We start from the raw sequence: 14,598 nt of genomic DNA, 5'->3' as shown, positions 1-14,598 counted from the left end.
GGGACTCCTCTGTCCGGCGCCACCGTCGTCCGGCGACGCGTACCGTCTCACAACCGACTCAACATCCGCCGCCGGAGGCGGCTTCCCGGGCGGCGACCGGAATTCGACGCCGACGGGCAAGCAGCACGGCGGCCCCGGGCAGGCTGGCCACCAACACCAGTGCGCCGTAGACGGTGGCGGTGGCGACGCCCTCGGCCGCGCTGAGGCCGGCCGCGCCGAACACCCACGCCGCCACCCCCTCGCGCGGCCCGAACCCGGCCACGTTCAACGGCAGGCCCATGGCGAGCAGGGCGAGCAACGTCAGCGGCAGCAGTCGGGACAGCGGGGCGTCCGATCCGGCGGTACGCGCCGCCACCAGGAAGGTGGCCAGGTGACCGGCGACCATCACTGCCGAGGCGACCAGCACACCGAACCAGGTGCGCCGCGCCAGCAGCCCCGACCGCACGTCCGCCATTGCGGTACGCAGTGCCGTCGCCCAGCGCGACCCGCCACCGTTCGGAAGGAGCCGGGCCAGCAGCACGACGACCAGGCCGCCGGCGACGAGCAGCGCGGCGGCGACCGGCAGGTACGGCCGTACCGGGGACGGGAAGGCGGCGAGCACCACCAGCGCGACCCCGATCATAACCACCTGCCCGGCGGCCCGCTCCCAGACCACCGCGCGGATGCCCCGGCTGACGTCACCGGCGTCGCGGCCGTGGCGTACCGCCCGGTGCACGTCGCCGAGCACCCCGCCGGGCAGGGTGGCGTTGAGGAACACGGCCCGGTAGCAGTGCGCCACAGCGGTCGCCAGTGGCAGGCGTACGCCGAGGCCGCCGGCGACCAGGCTCCACCGCCACGCCGCGCAGACGGTGGTGAGCACCCCGATGACCAGCGCCGCTGCCAACGCCGGCGCGTCGATCAGTCGTACTCCGGCGAGGAACGGGCCGCTGCCCACCTGCCACAGCAGGACGGCGAGCAGACCCACCCCGCCGACCACTCGTGCCCAGGCCCAGAACATCGGCGCCGGCCCTCCCCTTTGAAGATCGTCCACTTGCCCTAGTGCACGTACCCAGGGCGTGAACGGTTCATCCACCGGCGAGGAGGTCAGTATGTTCGACCAGCACTGTGAGTCGGCCGGCCGCCGCGTCGGCCAACCGACGGCGGGCGTACGCCTGGGCGGGGCCGGCCAGGTCGGGGCGCTGCTCGCAGGCCGCCCCGAGCCACCCTCGGAACCACTCGGCGGCCAGGTCGGCCTGCTCCGGGCCGAGACGCCACGGGCTGGGCCGTTCCCGCACGTCGACGCCCCGCCGGGTGAACGCGGCGACGGTGGCGGCGACGGCATCCGGGCCGAGCAACCGCCGGCCCTCGACGGTACGCCGCTGGTGGTCGTTGAACGCTGCTTCGACCGCCTCGTCGAACGGGTCGGTCGGGGTGAACCGGACCCGCCCGGTCACCGAGATGGCGAACAGTGCGGGCCGGCCGACGCAGGCGGCCACCACCTGTTCAATCTCCTCCGCGGTGAGCATGTCCAGCAGCGCGGATGCGGTGACCAGGGAACCGTCGGCCAGGTCGGCGGCGGTCAGCCGGGTGAGGTCACCGCAGCGGGTGTGGACGGTCACCGGGGCGCCGTCGGCGGCGGTCACCCCGGTCATGCCCTCGGCGGCACGGGCAAGCAGGTCGGCGTCCCGGTCGTGCAGCACCCAGTGCTGTGGTCCGGGTAGCCGGGCGGCCAGCCAACGACTCATCGACCCGGTGCCACTGCCCAGGTCGTGGATCACCGTCGGGGCGTCCCCGGTCAACCGGGCCCGGACGGCATCCAGCAGGTCCTCGGCGCGTGCCGCCGCGTCGGCCGGCTCACGCAACCGCAGCCATTCGGCGAACGGCAGGGTCTCCTCGGCGGTCATTCCGCCACCTCCTTCAGCACGCCGGCCAGCAGCGCGCTGGTCACTGGCCAGTCGGTCAGGGTGTCGCGCCGGGCGAGAGCGGCACGCCGCAGCCGGGCGCGTAGCGCGTCATCGTCCAGCCAGCGGATCAGCGCGGCGGCCAGCGCCGCCGGGTCACCGGGTGGGACCAGCAGTCCTGGGCGCTCACCGCCGGGCGCGTGACCGAGCGACTCCGGCAGCCCGCCCACCTCGGTGGTCAACACCGGCAGGCCGCGGGCCAGAGCCTCGGTGACGACCATGCCGTACGTCTCGCCTCTCGACGGCAGCACCAGCAGGTCGGCGTCGGCGTACGCGTCATCCAACGCCGCGCCGGTCAGCGGGCCGACCAGCCGCACCCGCTCGGTGAGGCCCGCTCCGGTCAACCGGTCGCGCAGCCGGTGCACGAGATCCGGTTCCCGGGCCAGCGTGCCCGCACAGACCATCGTCCAGGGCCGACCGACCAGCGTGGCCAACGCGTCGACCAGCACGTCGTACCCCTTGTGGTGGGTGACCGCCGCGACGCAGAGCAACCGGTCGCCGGCCGCCGAGCCGGCTGCCGGCGGCGCGGGCCGCACCCCGGGCGGCGCGGCCCGGACCCGGCCGGCGAGGGCCGGGTGGCGGGCCAGCAGGGCGCTGCGGGTCCACTCGCTGGTGGTGACGACGGCCCGGGCGGTGGCCAGCGCGCGGGCCTCCGGCTCGTCGTCCAACGGCAGGTGCACCAGGAGCACCAGGCGCAGCCGACGGGCGTGCGGGGCGAGCAGGTCCGGCACGGCCGAGGCGATCAGGCCGTCGATGAGCACCACGGCGTCGTCGGGCGCGGCGGCGAGCACAGCGCCCAGCGTCGCCCGGTCGGCCGGGTCGGGCTGCGGCCACGTGCCGGGCACCGGATGCTCGTGCACCGACCAGCCGCGCTCGCCCAGCCCGGCGCAGATCCGCCGGTCGTAGGAGTTGCCGCCGCTGGGCGTGGCCGGATCGTCGATGTCACCGGGCAGGACGACGTGCACCGCCCGGCCCGCATCGGTCACAACGACCGCTCGTAGCTCGCCCAGGCGATGTGCGACTCGTGCAGGGTGACAGTGATGCCGGTCAGGTCGCGCGCGCCCGCGCCCAGCTCACCGCCGTGCACCCGCTCGACCAGCCGGTCCGCGACCGTACGGGCCAACACCTCAGTGGTGGTGTTCACCCCGGCGAAGGCCGCCTCGTCGTCGAGGTTGCGGTAGGTCAGCTCGCTCAGTACGGCGCGCAACTGCTCGGTGGCCAGGCCGATGTCCACCACGATCCCGTCGGCGTCCAGGTCGGGCCGGCGGAACGTCGCGTCCACCACGAACGTCGCGCCGTGCAGCCGTTGGGCGGGCCCGAACACCTCGCCTCGGAAACTGTGGGCGATCATCATGTGGTCCCGAACTGTCACGCTGAACACTGTCACTCTCCGTCTTCGTAGGTGATGAGGTGGCAGAGCGCGGGCAAATCGCCCGAGGTCAGTCTGGCGAGCACGTCGGGCAGCTCCGCGAAGCGCGACGCGCCGGTGATCAACGCGTCGAAGGCCGGGTCGTCGAGCAGGTCCAGGGCGAGCGCCAGTCGGTCGGCGTAACTGCGCCGTCCCCGTCGGGCGGGTGCCACCATGCCGACCTGGCTGCTGCGCACGCTGAGTCGACCGGAGTGGAACGCGCCGCCCAGCGACACCTGCACCGGGCGGTCGCCGTACCAGCTCAGCTCGATGACTGTGCCCTCCGGGGCGAGCAGGTCCAACGACTGTTGCAGGCCGGCGGCGGTGGCGCTGGCGTGTACGACGAGGTCCCGGTCACCGCGGGCGTCGGCCGGGTTGGCGAAGTTGACACCGAGGGCCCCGGCCACGCCGGCCCGGCGCGCGTCGGTGTCGACCAACTCGACGTGCACGCCGGGGAACCGGGCCAGCAGCGCCGCGACGCAGCAGCCCACCATGCCCGCGCCGATCACTGTGACCCGGTCGCCGACCAGCGGCGCCGCGTCCCACAACGCGTTGACGGCGGTCTCCACAGTGCCGGCGAGCACCGCTCGGGCAGCCGGCACCCCCTCCGGCACCGGCACCACAGCGCTCACCGGCACGACGTACGCGCTCTGGTGCGGGTGCAGGCAGAACACCGTCCGCCCGAGCAGCTCCGGCGGGCCCTGCTCGACCACGCCGACGCTGAGGTAGCCGTACTTCACCGGCCCGGGGAAATCGCCCTCCTGAAACGGCGCGCGCATCGTGGCGTACTGGTCGGCGGGAACCCGGCCGGCGAAGACCAGCGTCTCGGTGCCCCGGCTGACGCCTGAGTAGCGGGCCCGGACCAGAACCTCGTCGGGGCCCGGGGCGGTCAGCGACACCGGCTGGATCTCGGCCACACCGGGTTCAACCACCCAGCAGGCGGACGCCTCGCGGATCACCGTCGCGCACCTCACCTCTGCTGCGGGCCGAACCGATCGGCCGTGTCGGTCCCCCGTTCGGGGTTGTCGATCATAAACACGGAAGTACGGGGCGCACAGTTCGAAGCCCGCCCGGCAGGACTGCCATTCGGACAAATCCGGCATCAGGTGCTTTTACCCCTATAAGCTCCCCTGGCACATTCGAACCAACGGGGGCGTGATGAGGATTTCGTGGTGGGGTAGCCGCAGGTCACGGGCGACGGCGCTGGCCGCCGTCGCGGGCGTGCTGGCGGTCAACGGTCTGCTGGTGCCGGCACCCGCCGCGCCCACCCCGATCAACCCGGTACTGGCCGCCGCCGATCAGGCCATCGGCCCGGTCGACCCGGTCGCCGAGGCGCTGAGCTTCGGCGTGATGACCGAGGGCAACGCCACTGTGAACAACGACGAGAACGAGGGAACCCTGGCCGTCGGCGGCGACCTCACCTTCGGCAACTACCAGCTCGCCGGAGCGAGCGCCGGTTCGTTCGTGGTGCCCGGCGACGCCAACCCCAGCGCCCTGGTCGTCGGTGGACGGGTCAACTTCGCCGGCAGCGTCGGCGGCAGCCGCCTCCAGGTGCTCTCGAACGGCTACGCCAAGGTCGGCAACCTGACCGGCACCTTCGTCCGCAACACCGACAACAACGGCGCCCAGGTCAACACCCGGATCCTGCCGGTGAACGACTACGACGCCTCACCCCGGGTGGAACTGGTCACCCGGCAGCCGGTTGCCAGCGTCGGGCCGACCTCGCCGATCAACTTCGCTGGCGCGTTCGCCGCCTTCCGGGACACCACCGCCGGCCTGGCCACCTGCGACAACACTGTGGTGCTGCGAACGCCGAACGGTGACGTGCTGCCCCGACCCATCCCACCGGGCAGCAACGCCGTCGTCACCTTGACCCCGGGCGTGACGAACGTGCTCAACCTGACCGCCGCCGACCTGGCCAACATTCAGATCCTGACCTTCGCGAGCCAGCCGAGCGCCGCAACGCCACTGCTGGTCAACGTGGACACCAGCGGCGTGGGCAACACGTTCGCCTGGACCGCCCCGAACTTCGCCGGGATCGGTGGCCCGCAGGCGCGCTACATCCTGTTCAACTTCCCGACCGCCACCGCGCTCACCCTCACCCCGAACGCCGCCACCGTCGAGGGCACCATCTACGCCCCCAACGCCAGCCTCACCGACCTCTCCTCCAGTGACACCGAGGGCAGCGTCATCACCCGTACGCTGGACCACCGCGGCGGCGAGATCCACTACTTCCCGTTCAGCACCACCCTGTCCTGCGCGGGCGCCACTCCGGCCGACATCGCACTGATCAAGTCGTCGACCACCACGTTGATCAACAGCGTCGGTCAGCAGGTGCCGTACTCGTTCCACGTGGTCAACACCGGCGGCGTCCCACTGACCAACATCTCCGTCACCGACGTGCAGACCCCGCCGTCGTCAAACGCCAACCTCGGCCCGATCACCTGCGCCGCCACCACACTGGCGCCAGGGGCGCAGACCGCCTGCACGGCCACCTACACCGTCACCCAGGCCGACCTGGACAACAACGGCGTCACCAACGTCGCCACCGCACAGGGCAGCCCACCCACCGGTCCACCGGTCGTCTCCGATCCGAACACCCTGACCATCCCGGCGCAGGGGCTCACCGCCGCCGTCACCGTGGTGAAGTCGTCCACCACCACGTCGATCACGTCGGTCGGGCAGCAGGTGCCGTACCGGTTCCTGGTCGCCAACACCGGCGGACTGACCCTCAGCAACGTGGCCGTCACCGACGTGCAGACCCCGCCGTCGTCCAACGCCAACCTCGGCCCGATCACCTGCGCCGCCACCACCCTGGCGCCCGGCGCGAGCACCACCTGCACCGCCACCTACACCGTCACCCAGGCCGACCTGGACAACAACGGCGTCACCAACGTCGCCACCGCGCGGGGCACCCCGCCCGGCGGCGGTACGCCGGTCACCTCGCCGCCCTCGACGCTGACCATCCCCGAAGCCGGCCTGATCGCGTCGATCGCCGTCATGAAGACCTCGACCACCACGTCGATCACCACTGTCGGCCAGCAGGTGCCGTACCAGTTCCACGTGCTGAACACCGGCGGGTTCACCCTCACCGGCGTGAACGTGACAGACGTGCAGACCCCGCCGTCGTCAAACGCCAACCTGGGGCCGATCACCTGCGCCGCCACCACCCTCGCCCCCGGCGCGCAGACTCTGTGCACAGCCACCTACACGGTCACCCAGGCCGACCTGGACAACGACGGCGTCACCAACGTCGCCACCGCGCACGGCACCCCGCCCGGCGGCACCCCGGTCGACTCGACGCCCGCGACGCTGACCATTCCGGAAACCGGCCTGGTCGCCTCCATCGCGATCCTGAAGACCTCCACCACCACGTCCATCACCACTGTTGGCCAGCAGGTGCCGTACCAGTTCCACGTCGTCAACACCGGCGGGTTCACCCTCACCGGTGTGACCGTCACCGACGTGCAGAGTCCACCGTCGTCGAACACCAACCTCGGCCCGATCACCTGCGCCGCCACCACCCTCGCCCCCGGCGCGCAGACCACCTGCACCGCCACCTACACCGTCACCCAGGCCGACCTGGACTTCGGCTCGGTCCGGGACAGCGGGACCGCGCAGGGCACACCACCCGGCGGTCGCCCGCCTGTGCAGTCGCCGCCAGCCACCCTGACGATTCCGAGCGACGTGGTCGTCCCCGGCATCTCCCTGGTGAAGTCGTCGACCACCACGTCGATCACGGCGGTCGGTCAGCAGGTGCCGTACCGGTTCCTGGTGGTCAACACCGGCGGCGTGACGCTGAACGACGTGAACGTGACCGACGTGCAGACTCCGCCGTCGTCAAACGCCAACCTGGGCCCGATCACCTGCGCCGCCACCACCCTCGCCCCGGGCGCGAGCACCATCTGCACCGCCACCTACACCGTCACCCAGGGCGACCTCGACAACGACGAGGTCACCGACGTCGCCACCGCACACGGCACACCCGCCGGCAGTGACGACCCGATCGACTCGGCACCCTCGACGCTGACCATTCCGGCGGCCGACCTGATCCAGTCGATCTCGCTGCTGAAGTCGTCCACCACCGTCTCGATCAACACGGTCGGGCAGCAGGTGCCCTACCGGTTCCTGGTGGCCAACACCGGCACCGTGACGCTCAACGACGTGAACGTGACCGACGTGCAGACCCCGCCGTCGTCCAACGCCAACCTCGGCCCGATCACCTGCGCCGCCACCACCCTCGCCCCCGGCGCGAACACCACCTGCACCGCCACCTACACCGTCACCCAGGCCGACCTCGACAACAACGGCGTCACCGACGTCGCCACCGCACACGGCACACCCGCCGGCAGTGACGACCCGATCGATTCGACACCGGCGACGCTCACCATTCCGGACGCGGGGATCGTCGCCGCGATCCAGGTCGTGAAGACTTCCACGACGGTGGCGATCAACACGGTCGGACAGCAGGTCACGTACCGGTTCCACGTGGTCAACACCGGTGGGCTCACGCTGACCAACGTCAACGTGACCGACGTGCAGACCCCGCCGTCGTCCAACGCCAACCTGGGCCCGATCACCTGCGCGGTCACCACCCTCGCGCCCGGTGCGAACACCACCTGCACCGCGACCTACACAGTCACGCAGGCCGACCTCGACAACAACGGGGTCACCGACGTCGCCACCGCGCACGGCACACCACCGGGCGGGGGTGCGCCGGTCGACTCGCCGCCGTCGACGCTGACCATCCCGGAGTCCGGCCTCGTCGCCAACATCGAGGTGATCAAGTCGACGACCACAGTGGCGATCGCCGCGCCGGGCCAGCAGGTGCCCTACACCTTCCTGGTCGTCAACAGCGGCGGCTTCACCCTCACCGACGTGACAGTCAACGACACAGTGCTGCCGCCGTCCGAGCGCGGTGTGCTCGGGCCGATCACCTGCGGTCCGCAGAACATCCCGAACGGCGCGGTGACGTTGTCGCCGGGCGCCTCCATCCAGTGCCGGACGACCTACACGGTGACCGCGGAGGACTTCACCGGCTCCTCGCTGCGCAACGTCGCCACGGCCACCGGTACACCGCCGTTCGGTCCGCCGCCGGTCTCACCACCGTCGCCTGTGGACATCCCGATCCCACACCCGGCGATCGCCATCACCAAGTCGGTGACGCCTACAGTGGTGTCCGCGGCCGGTGACGTGGTCACGTACCGGTTCGTGGTGAGCAACACCGGCACCACAGCGCTCAGCGCGGTGACTGTCGACGAGACCGACTTCTCCGGCACCGGGACGCCCGGGGCGATCACCTGCGGCACCCCGCCGGTCGCCAACGGCGCGGTCACCCTGGCCGTCGGGGAGAGCACCACCTGCACGTCGACCTACGCGGTCACCGCGGCGGACATCGAGGCCGGTCGGATCACCAACACTGCCGTCGCGGCCGGAACGCCGCCGACCATTCCCGGCCAGGACCCGCCCGCACCGGTACGCTCCGCGCCGGCCTCGGCCGAGGTCACAGCCACCCGGGGCGCGGCGATCACTGTGGTGAAGTCGAGCAGCACCGACAAGATCGTTCGACCGGGGCAGCATGTGCCGTTCCAGTTCGTGGTCACCAACACCGGTCAGGTGCCGCTGACCGGCGTGACGATCACCGACGCCCTGACCGCGCCGGCCTCGGCGGCCAACCTGGGCCCGATCACCTGCGGTCCGGAAGGGACCCCGAACGGCGGCGTCAACCTCGCGGCCGGCGCCGCCGTGACCTGCGCGGCGACGTACACGGTCAGCAAGGCCGACTACCACCACGGATCGCTGCGCAACACCGCGACGGCGACCGGCACTCCGCCGGACGGCCCGGCGCCGGTCTCACCCGAGTCCACCATCACCATCCCCGTGAAGGGCAAGCTCCCGGTGACCGGTACCTCGTTCCCGGCCGGGCTCTGGATGGGTGCCGGCGTCCTGGCGGTGCTCCTCGGAGCGGCGCTGCTGCTGGTCGTCCGGCAGCGCAGGATCCGCGCCTAGCGCGGACCTGATCGCGGGGGTCGGACCGGAGGGGAACCGGTCCGGCCCTCGCGGCGCTCCTGCGCCTATGGAGCGAGGACTCGGGTGAAGAACGCCAGGGTGTCGCGGATCAACGGGTCCAGCGGCACTCCGACGAAGCAGTGCTCGGCCCCCTGCACCACCGACAACTCGACCTCGGCTCCCACAGCGGTCAATGCTGCGGCAAGTTCTTCGCTCTGCCCCACCGGTACGAGCAGGTCCTGGTCACCGTGGATCAGCAGCATGGGTGGGGCCTGCTCGGTGACATAGCTGATCGGACTGGCCGCCCGACCCAACCCCGGGTTCTCGGCCACTGCGCCGCCGATCAGCAGCGACTCGGGCGAGTCCGCCGCGTCGTGGTCGATTGTTCCGGACGGATGCGCCTGCGACTGCATGGTCAACAGGTTCGACGGCGCGTACCAGCAGGCCGCCGCCTGAACACGGGTGTCGTCCTGGTCGTTTCCGGTCAGCGCGACCATCGAGGCCAGGTGCCCACCGGCCGACTCGCCCCACACCACGATCCGCTCGCGGTCCACGCCCACAGTGTCGCCCTGTCGGCGCAGCCAGCGCACCGCCGCCTTGACGTCGTCGAGTTGGGCGGGGAAGTGCGCCTCACCGCTGAGCCGGTACTGCGCGGAGGCGACAGCGAATCCGGCACGGATGGCGGCGGTGAACGGGTCCGCTTCCATGAGCCAGTCCGCCGGGTGCTTGGGCGAGCCGAACAGCCACGCGCCGCCGTGAATCCACACCAGGACCGGAACCGGGTGGGCAGCGTCCACCGGCACCACCAGATCCAATGTGAGTGGACGGTAACCCGGCACCTCGTTGACGACGATGTCGCGGTGCTCGATCCGGTCGTCCCAGCGCCGTGATGCCGCATCGATCATCGCGCCATCTTCGCACCGACGGGCCCGGCATGCCGACCAGCGGACCGGGCACAGTCGGGCGCGATCACTGCTGCTTGTCGGGCGCGGCGGGGCGGGCGCGGACGTGCAGCCGCTCCCCCTGCGGCCCGAAGAGACTGAGGGCTTCGGCGGTGCCGGGGCCGGGGTTGAAGAAGAGGTGCGGAGTGCGGGTGTCGAACTCGGCAACCTCCCCCGAGGTCAGCGTCAGATCACGGTCGCCGAGCAGCAGCCGTAGCCGGCCGGAGAGCACGTAGAGCCACTCGTACCCCTCGTGGGCCTGCGGGATTCGGCCCCCGGCGGACGGGTCCGGCGGGAAGATCTGCTTGAACGCCTGGACACCGCCCGGTCGGCGGGTCAGCGGCAGGTACGTCACGCCGTGGATGACTATCGGCTTGGGGCGTACCCGGGGGTCGCCGGTGGCGGGGGCGTCGACCAGTTCGTCCAGCGCCACCTGGTAGGCCCTCGCCAGCGGGAGCAGCAGCTCCAGGGTGGGGCGACGGCTACCGGACTCCAGCCGGGACAGGGTGCTCACCGAGATGCCGGTCAGGTCGGCGAGCTGGGTCAGCGTGGTTCCGCGTTGGTGACGTAGGGCACGCAGCCGGGGGCCGACGGCCGCCAGCGCAGCACTGTCCTCGTTTGCCATAACGGCAAGGATAGTTGCCACCTTGTCGGTGCCGACGGATGGTGGGCGCAGCCGACAGAGCAAGAGGGAGATAGCTGTGGACGAGACATACGACGTGGTGGTGGTGGGTGGCGGCGCGGCGGGGCTCAGCGGAGCCCTGGCGCTGAGCCGGGCCCGCCGGTCGGTGCTGGTGATCGACTCCGGTGAGCCGCGCAACGCGCCGGCCGACCGGATACACAACTACCTCGGCCGGGAGGGCACGCCGCCGGGCGAGCTGCTCGCGATCGGACGGGCCGAGGTGGCCGGGTACGGCGGGCAGTTCCGCACCGGGCGGGTGCAGGCCGCGACCCGGGACGACGACGGGTTCCGGCTCAGCCTCGACGGCGGCGGGGAGTCGGTGCGGGCCCGGCGGCTGCTGGTGACCACCGGTCTGACCGACGAACTGCCCGACGTGCCCGGCCTCGCCCAGCGGTGGGGTCGCGACGTGCTGCACTGCCCGTATTGCCACGGGTGGGAGGTTCGGGATCGGCGGATCGGCGTCCTGGCGACCAGCCCGCTGAGCGTGCACCAGGCCGAGATGTGGCGCCAGTGGAGCCCCAGCGTGCTGCTCCTGCTGCACGACGCCCCGGCACCGGACGCGGAGACCGCCGAGCGGCTCGCCGCCCGCAGCATCGCTGTGGTGCCCGGCCCGGTCGCCGCGGTGGAGGTGACCGACGACGCGCTGACCGGCGTACGGCTCGCCGACGGCCGGGTGGTGGCGCTCGACGCGATAGTGGTGGCGACGCGGCTGACTCCCCGCGCCGATGTGCTGGTGGGGTTGGGTCTGGCCCCGGAGGAGGTGATGATGGGTGAGCACGTCATCGGTGCCCAGATCCCCGCCGACGCCACCGGCGCCACGACCGTCCCGGGTGTCTGGGTGGCCGGCAACGTGGCTGACATCCGCGGTCAGGTGATCACGTCCGCCGGGGCCGGCCTGACCGCGGCGGCGGCGATCAACGCCGATCTCATCGCCGAGGACACCCGGGACGCGGTGGCCGCGTACCGACAGCTGGTGGCCACGACGTTCGAGGAGCCGGCGTGGGAGGAGCGCTACCAGTCCCGGCCCACTGTGTGGAGTGGCCGGCCGAATCCGCAGCTGGTCGCCGAGGTCACCGACCTGGCCCCGGGGCGGGCCCTGGACGTGGGCAGCGGCGAGGGCGCCGACGCGGTGTGGTTGGCCGAGCACGGCTGGCAGGTGACGGCGGTGGACATCTCCAGCACGGCGCTGAGCCGGGCCGCCGCGCACGCCGAGGCCGCCGGCGTGGGTGACCGGATCGAGTTCACCCACGCCGACCTGCGGGACAAGCCGCCCACCGAGGAGGCGTACGACCTGGTGTCCGCGCAGTTCATGCACCTTCCCCCGGCGCATCGGCGGGAGTTGTTCGGCCGGCTGGCCGCGGCGGTGGCACCGGGCGGTGTCCTGCTGATCGTCGGGCACCACCCGTCGGACCTGTGGGGGTCGGCGCACCGGATGCACATGCCGGACATGATGTACACCGCGCAGGACGTGGCCGCCGATCTGGAACCGGCCCAGTGGGAGGTGCTGGCCGCGGAGGAACGCTCCCGCCTCGCCACCACCCCGGACGGTGAGAACATCACCCTCCACGATGCGGTCCTGGTCGCCCGCCGACGCTGACCTCGCGAGACCACGTCGACCTGCGGTCGCCGGTGACCTGCGGTCGCCACGGTGACCTGCGTCGATCATGGAGTTGTGGTGGGTGACAAAAATGGTGGAGCACCACACTTCCGGCACCACGAGTCCATGATCGGCGCGGGATCGGGGGAACGCGGGGCGGCAACGTGAGCGGAGGTGGGGCAGGACTTCGCATGAGGTCCGCTCGGCGGTAGCGTTGCGCCACACTGACGGCCCGTGGGGCAGGCGACCGCCGACCCTGACGCCCCGATCGTACGGAGGATGGTGCATGTCCATCGGCGCTGAGCCGCACGCAGCACGCGACGATGCGGCCTCCCGGCCGAGCTTCGAGCTCGCCCTGCGCGGATACGACAAACGCCAGGTGGATCGGCACCTGGAGCAGCTCGACGGTCAGATCGCGATGCTGAGCGGGGAGCATGGGCGTTCCGCCGTCCGCGTCCGTGAACTGACCGCCGAGGTGCAGCGACTGCGCGCCGAACTGGCCGAGCTTCAGGAGCAACCCGTGCAGGTGGACCGCGCCTCGTTCCACGATCTGGGCCCGATGGTCGGCGAGATCATGGCGCTCGCCGAGAAACAGGCTGGCATCATCACCGAGTCGGCTGCCGACCGGGCGAACGAGCTGCGCAGCGAGTCCGAGCGGATCCTCGCCGACACCCGTGAGCGGGCCGCGCAGGCACGTCAGGATCTGGCCGAGGAGTTGGCCGCCCGGCGGACCGAGCAGGAGCAGGCGCACGAGGAACGGCGCACCCACGCCGAAGCTGAGCTGACAGCGATCCGCGAGCACGCCGAGCAGTTGCGGGCCGACGGTGAGGCCGCGCACGAGCGCGCCCAGCACGAGGCCAAGCGGATCACCGAGCAGAGCGCGCAGCAGCTCAACCAGACCCGGGTCGCCGCCGACGCGCTGATGAAGTCGGCCCGTACCCAGATCCAGCAGGAACTCCAGTCGGCCCGCTCCAAGAACCAGCAGGAGATGGCCCAGTGGCAGGCCAACGTGGAGCGAGAGGTCAACGAGCGGCGCACCGCCGCCGAGCAGGACATCGCCGAACAGCAGGCCGCCGCCGAGCAGGAGCTGGCCGAGCAGCGCAGCGCGACCGAGCAGCAGATCGCCGCGCTGCTGGCCGAGGCGCAGCAGCACGTGACCGAGCTGCGCAACCGCGCCGACGAGCAGGCCGCCAGCCATCAGCAGCAGCTCGCCGCCCTGCAGAGGGAGCTTGAGGAGCGCCGGCAGGAGGCCGCCGAGCTGAACGCCGAGCTGGACACCGGCCGCCAGCAACTCGCCGAGATCCGCCAGGAGGGCGAGACGCTGGAGAACGAGCTGTCCCGGATGCAGCAGCGACTCGGTGAGGTCCGCCGGGACCTGACCGCCGAGAGCGCCCGGCTGGACGAGGCCCGGCGGGCCGGGGACTCCGCCGAGCGGCACGCCAAGGAGGTCCGCGCCCGCGTACAGCGGGAGGCGAAGCGGGTGGCCGATCTCGCCGCCGCCGCCGTCATGGCCGCGGCAGCCGGCGGTACGGAGACCGCCGAGTACCCGATGGTGGGTTCCCGCTCCAGCGCCGACCGACCCGCCCCCGAGCGGGTAGGCGTCGAGCGGCTCACCGTCGACCGCGTCGGCGTCGACCGGTACTCACCGGAGCGACCCACCGTGGACGATGCGGACGCCGACCGCACCCCGCTCAGCCCCGCGCCTGCCGACCGCGTCCCGGTCGAGCAGGCGAACGGCGAGCACGGCGACGCACCGGCGGCGGCGGACGAGTCGACGGCGCCCGAGCGTACGGCAGCCCGGGAGGTGAGCGCCGACGACACCGAGCCGACCTTCCCTCGGCACATCGGCACGGACGCGCCGACGCCCGTGCCGTTCCTGGCCTTCGGACAGCCGGTCAGCGAGAACGGCGCCGCCCGACACTGACGACAGCTCAAGGAACGCCCCGCTCGCGCCGATCTTGCAGTTCCGGTCGCCGAGATGCGCGGAATGCCCCCTACGTCGGGACAGTAAGTGCAAGATC

The 14,598-nt window shown here is 71.9% G+C and carries 10 protein-coding genes and 1 pseudogene; 4 read left to right on the top strand and 7 right to left on the bottom strand.

Annotated features, from left to right (window positions below):
* Positions 1 to 58: 58 nt before the first annotated feature.
* The 5 genes from ACLJOK_RS08810 to ACLJOK_RS08790 form a co-directional block, all read right to left on the bottom strand.
* Entirely contained in the window at positions 59 to 997 is a 939-nt protein-coding gene (locus tag ACLJOK_RS08810; protein ID WP_410817483.1) for a lysylphosphatidylglycerol synthase transmembrane domain-containing protein, read from the bottom strand.
* Positions 998 to 1,064: 67 nt separating this feature from the next.
* On the bottom strand, positions 1,065 to 1,883 hold the full coding sequence (locus tag ACLJOK_RS08805) for a class I SAM-dependent methyltransferase (protein WP_410817482.1): 819 nt from the start codon (positions 1,881 to 1,883) through the stop codon (positions 1,065 to 1,067).
* On the bottom strand, positions 1,880 to 2,926 hold the full coding sequence (locus tag ACLJOK_RS08800) for a glycosyltransferase family 4 protein (RefSeq protein WP_410817480.1): 1,047 nt from the start codon (positions 2,924 to 2,926) through the stop codon (positions 1,880 to 1,882). Before ACLJOK_RS08800 ends, ACLJOK_RS08805 begins: the two co-directional genes overlap by 4 nt.
* Positions 2,923 to 3,321, bottom strand: a complete 399-nt coding sequence (locus tag ACLJOK_RS08795) for a 6-pyruvoyl trahydropterin synthase family protein (RefSeq protein ID WP_410819290.1) — start codon at positions 3,319 to 3,321, stop codon at positions 2,923 to 2,925. The genes ACLJOK_RS08800 and ACLJOK_RS08795 overlap by 4 nt, the downstream gene beginning before the upstream one ends.
* Positions 3,322 to 3,323: 2 nt before the next feature.
* The gene (locus ACLJOK_RS08790; RefSeq protein WP_410817478.1) at positions 3,324 to 4,307 is read right to left on the bottom strand and encodes a zinc-dependent alcohol dehydrogenase; all 984 of its coding nucleotides are present in this window, start codon (positions 4,305 to 4,307) and stop codon (positions 3,324 to 3,326) included.
* A gap of 199 nt (positions 4,308 to 4,506) precedes the next feature.
* Here ACLJOK_RS08790 and ACLJOK_RS08785 point away from each other — a divergent pair.
* A pseudogene (locus ACLJOK_RS08785) lies at positions 4,507 to 5,844 on the top strand (choice-of-anchor A family protein); the annotation flags it as partial.
* 504 nt (positions 5,845 to 6,348) lie between these two features.
* The gene (locus ACLJOK_RS08780; RefSeq protein WP_410819288.1) at positions 6,349 to 9,357 is read left to right on the top strand and encodes a beta strand repeat-containing protein; all 3,009 of its coding nucleotides are present in this window, start codon (positions 6,349 to 6,351) and stop codon (positions 9,355 to 9,357) included.
* A gap of 65 nt (positions 9,358 to 9,422) precedes the next feature.
* Here ACLJOK_RS08780 and ACLJOK_RS08775 read toward each other — a convergent pair whose 3' ends face one another.
* Positions 9,423 to 10,262, bottom strand: a complete 840-nt coding sequence (locus ACLJOK_RS08775) for an alpha/beta hydrolase fold domain-containing protein (protein WP_410817476.1) — start codon at positions 10,260 to 10,262, stop codon at positions 9,423 to 9,425.
* Positions 10,263 to 10,326: 64 nt separating this feature from the next.
* On the bottom strand, positions 10,327 to 10,923 hold the full coding sequence (locus tag ACLJOK_RS08770) for a helix-turn-helix domain-containing protein (protein WP_410817475.1): 597 nt from the start codon (positions 10,921 to 10,923) through the stop codon (positions 10,327 to 10,329).
* A gap of 76 nt (positions 10,924 to 10,999) precedes the next feature.
* On the opposite strand from ACLJOK_RS08770, the gene ACLJOK_RS08765 reads away from it, so the two are divergent.
* The gene (locus ACLJOK_RS08765; RefSeq protein ID WP_410817473.1) at positions 11,000 to 12,577 is read left to right on the top strand and encodes an FAD-dependent oxidoreductase; all 1,578 of its coding nucleotides are present in this window, start codon (positions 11,000 to 11,002) and stop codon (positions 12,575 to 12,577) included.
* Between the two features lie 286 nt (positions 12,578 to 12,863).
* On the top strand, positions 12,864 to 14,501 hold the full coding sequence (locus ACLJOK_RS08760; protein ID WP_410817471.1) for a hypothetical protein: 1,638 nt from the start codon (positions 12,864 to 12,866) through the stop codon (positions 14,499 to 14,501).
* Positions 14,502 to 14,598 lie beyond the last annotated feature (97 nt).

Origin of the sequence: Micromonospora sp. 050-3, from assembly GCF_046549335.1 — a bacterium.
In the GTDB taxonomy this organism is placed as follows: domain Bacteria; phylum Actinomycetota; class Actinomycetes; order Mycobacteriales; family Micromonosporaceae; genus Micromonospora; species Micromonospora trifolii.
This window is presented reverse-complemented; position numbering and strand designations above follow the sequence as displayed.